Source organism: Nevskia sp. (genome assembly GCF_023266035.1).
GTDB lineage: Bacteria > Pseudomonadota > Gammaproteobacteria > Nevskiales > Nevskiaceae > Nevskia.
This window is the reverse complement of the sequence record NZ_JAHFRY010000044.1, coordinates 27,222-30,865: the sequence shown is the minus strand read 5'-3', so window position 1 is coordinate 30,865 and position 3,644 is coordinate 27,222. Positions and strand designations below refer to the sequence as shown.

General features: G+C 64.2%; 6 protein-coding genes. All 6 read left to right on the top strand.

Annotated features, from left to right (window positions below):
* Window positions 1-316 (top strand): cbb3-type cytochrome c oxidase subunit I (locus Q0D45_RS08845; protein ID WP_293391442.1); only part of this gene is annotated, 316 nt, incomplete at its 5' end.
* The gene (ccoO, locus tag Q0D45_RS08840; RefSeq protein ID WP_293391440.1) at window positions 313-963 is read left to right on the top strand and encodes a cytochrome-c oxidase, cbb3-type subunit II; all 651 of its coding nucleotides are present in this window, start codon (window positions 313-315) and stop codon (window positions 961-963) included. The genes Q0D45_RS08845 and ccoO, both read left to right, overlap by 4 nt.
* Window positions 960-1,151, top strand: a complete 192-nt coding sequence (locus tag Q0D45_RS08835; RefSeq protein WP_293391437.1) for a cbb3-type cytochrome c oxidase subunit 3 — start codon at window positions 960-962, stop codon at window positions 1,149-1,151. Before ccoO ends, Q0D45_RS08835 begins: the two co-directional genes overlap by 4 nt.
* Window positions 1,148-2,035, top strand: coding sequence for a cytochrome-c oxidase, cbb3-type subunit III (gene ccoP, locus Q0D45_RS08830; RefSeq protein ID WP_293391434.1), 888 nt, complete (start codon window positions 1,148-1,150; stop codon window positions 2,033-2,035). Before Q0D45_RS08835 ends, ccoP begins: the two co-directional genes overlap by 4 nt.
* Complete coding sequence (locus tag Q0D45_RS08825; protein ID WP_293391432.1) at window positions 2,032-2,313, top strand: hypothetical protein; 282 nt, start codon at window positions 2,032-2,034, stop codon at window positions 2,311-2,313. Before ccoP ends, Q0D45_RS08825 begins: the two co-directional genes overlap by 4 nt.
* A gap of 93 nt (window positions 2,314-2,406) precedes the next feature.
* On the top strand, window positions 2,407-3,644 hold a 1,238-nt coding region (gene ccoG, locus Q0D45_RS08820; protein ID WP_293391430.1), incomplete at its 3' end, for a cytochrome c oxidase accessory protein CcoG.

Sequence of the window (3,644 nt, the reverse complement as noted above, 5' to 3'; positions counted from 1 at the left end):
CAAGCCGGCGATGTACTCCATTCCGGCAATCAACCTGCATTTCTGGATGTCGACGATCGGCACGGTGATGTACATCACCGCCATGTGGAGCGCCGGCCTGATGCAGGGCTTGATGTGGAGAGCCACCGAAGCCGATGGCACGCTGACCTACAGCTTCGTCGAATCACTGAAAGCCACCTACCCGTTCTACGCCGTGCGCCTCGCCGGCGGCCTGATGTTCTTCTCGGGAATGCTGGTGATGGCCTGGAACGTCTGGAAAACCATTGCACCGGCCACGGTCCGTGAAGTCTCGATCGGGCTGGAGGCTCGCGCATGAAACACGAACTGATCGAAAAGAACATCGGCCTGCTGGCAGTGCTGACAGCGGTTGCCATCAGCTTCGGCGGGCTGGTCGAGATCGTGCCGCTGATGAATGACAAGGCGGCAACCACCGTACAACCCGGACTGCCGCTGCGTACCGCACTGGAAGTGGCGGGCCGCGATATCTACATCCGCGAGGGCTGTTACGGCTGCCATTCGCAGATGATCCGCTCGCTGGCGGAGGAAGTGCTGCGCTACGGCCCACCCTCCGATGCCGGCGAATCGGTCTGGGATCATCCGTTCCAGTGGGGATCCAAGCGCACTGGACCGGACCTGGCCAGAGTCGGCGGCCGCTACAGCGACGAATGGCATCGTATTCATCTGAACAACCCGCGCGATGTGGTGGCCGAGTCGAACATGCCCGGCTACCCCTGGCTGGCAAAGCAGGGCTTCGAGCCCGGTGAGGTGCCGGCGATGATGCGGGCGCTGAAGACGGTTGGTGTGCCCTTCGATGATGCCGCGATCGCCAGCGCAGATGCCGACGTCGCCGGCAAGACCAAGATGGATGCGCTGATCGCCTTCCTGCAGTCGCTGAAGTTCCACCGACCGCCGGCAGCGCCGGTTGCCACCGCAGCGGTAACCAGCCCGGAGGCGGCAAAATGATCAGCGGAATCTTCACGATCGCCGCGATGACCGCGTTCGCCGGCATCAGCTGGTGGGCGTATTCGCGCCGCAATACCGCCCGCTTCGAGGAAGCTTCGCGCCTGCCCCTGGTCGAGGACGAAGTATCGGCAAGTTCATCGTCTTCCGATGACGTCCCCCCGCCCTGCTGCTGCCGGAGCGCCCCATGAGTTCGTTCTGGAGCAATTTCGTCATCGTCATCAGTGTGCTGATGATGCTCGCCTGTCTATGGCTGCTGTTCGCCAATGCCCGTGGCACGCCTGGCGAGAGCACCGACCACGTCTGGGACGACGACCTGCGCGAGTACAACAATCCGTTGCCGCGCTGGTGGCTGAACCTGTTCGTGATCACGGTGATCTTTGCTGCCGGCTATCTGGCGCTGTATCCGGGGCTCGGCAACCTGTCCGGCAAGCTCGGCTGGACCTCGACCGGCGAGATGAACGCCAAACTCGCCGAGTACGGCGCCAGGCGCCATGCCGCCTACGCTTCGCTGACCGGCAAGGACATCCGTGCACTGGCACTCGACGAAACAGCGTTGGGTCTTGGCCGGGCGGTGTTCCTGGGCAACTGCGCCGGATGCCATGGCGCCGATGCTCATGGCGCGATCGGCTTCCCGAACCTGACCGATACCGACTGGAAGTTCGGTGGCACGCCCGAGGCCATCGTCGCCAGCATCACCAAGGGCCGCGACGTGATGATGCCGTCGATGAAAGCGGCGCTGACGCCGGAAGGTCTGGAAGCACTGATCGAGTTCGTGCCGTTCTGGTCGGACAAGACGCTCGAGCCAGCGAAACGTGATGCCGGCCTGAAGCAGTTCGCGATCACCTGCGCCGGCTGCCATGGCGCGGATGGTCACGGCAACCAGGCGCTTGGCACGCCGAATCTGACCGACGACATCTGGCTCTACGGCCCGGGCCGCGAGCGGGTGCGCCATGCGATCGAAGCCGGCCTGCACGGTCAGATGCCAGCGCATGAAAGCCTGCTGAACGAGGACGAGATTCGTGTCGTCGCCGCTTATATCTACAGCTTGGCCACGCCCTTCGGCACGCCATGAATGCGCCCGTTCCCCCAGCTGCCGATGACCCGTGCGCGCCGCCGCGGGCGCTCGGCATCAATCCGCTGCTGCGCAAGTTCAGCGTCGTGATCTGGGCCGGCTTCCTCGGCGCCACGGTGACCACCATCGTGGTGGCGTTGATGCCGGAACACTGGCTGTTGCCGCCGGTATCGCCGCAGGACCAGGCCCAGGTCTTCGGCCTGATCTGGCTGCTGTCGCTGATTCCGGCGCTGGCCGCCGGCGTCCTGTACTGCGATCACCCACGCAAGCCGCACTGAGCTGACGTCGTGAACTCCGAAACTCGATCCTGCGCGCGACAACCGGCTTCTGCCGCAACGGTAGCGGGCCCGCGGCTGATGTACGAGTCAGCCGTGAAGCTGTATCCGCGGCAGGCAAAGGGCAGCTTCGCAAATCTGCGCGTACTGGCGATGCTGGCGCTGCTCGGTCTTTACTACCTGCTGCCTTGGCTGAGCTGGAACGGCGAGCCGCTGGTGTTCTTCGATCTACCGCATCGCCGCTTTCATCTGTTCGCGCTGACCCTGGTTCCGCAGGATCTGTTGCTGCTCGCGCTGCTGCTGCTGCTCGCCGCGCTGACGCTGTTCTTCGTCACCTCGCTGGCTGGCCGCCTGTGGTGCGGTTATGCCTGCCCACAGACGGTATGGACCGAGGCTTTCCTGTGGATGGAGCAGCTCTGCGAAGGCGATCGCTACGCGCGGATGCGGCTGGATTGCGCCCGGTGGGGTCCGCAGAAGATCCTGCGCAAGTCCGCCAAGCATCTGCTCTGGGGCAGCTTCGCGATGTTCACCGGCTTGAGCTTCGTTGCCTACTTCGTGCCGGCGCGGCAGCTGTTTCCCGACGCCCTGAACCTGCAGCTCGGCGGCTGGGCGACGTTCTGGGTGCTGTTCTACGGCTTTGCAACCTGGGGCAACGCCGGCTTCATGCGCGAGCAGGTCTGCAAGTACATGTGCCCCTATGCGCGTTTCCAGAGCGCGATGTTCGATCGCGACACGCTGATCATCGCTTACGACGACCAGCGCGGCGAACCGCGCAAGACGCTGGCGAAACAGCAGAGCAAGCCTGCCGGCGATTGCGTCGACTGCTCGCTGTGCGTGCAGGTCTGCCCGGTCGGCATCGATATTCGCCAGGGCCTGCAGTACGAGTGCATTGCCTGCGCGGCCTGCGTCGATGCCTGTGACTCGGTGATGGATGCGGTGCACAAGCCCCGCGGCCTGATCCGCTACACCAGTGCCAATCACGAGACCGACGGCCGTTTCCGGCTGCTCAGGCCGCGGACGGTCGGTTACGGCCTGGTCTGGCTCGTGGCTTGTTCGGGCTTCGCCGTACTCGTGCTGACCCATACCCCGATGCGCTTCGACGTACTTCGTGACCGCCACACCCTGTATCGCGAGCTGGCCAGTGGCGCGATCGAAAACGTCTACGTGCTGAAAGTGACCAACGACGATCACGAGGCACGGGGGTATTCCGTTACCGCTCGTTTCGAGGACGGCACGCCGTTGACAGTTGAACCGGCCGCGCTGTCGCGCGACGGTCAGCAGACCGCTGCGACCACCGTGACCTTACGAACACCGCCACGCACCGCCAACCATGC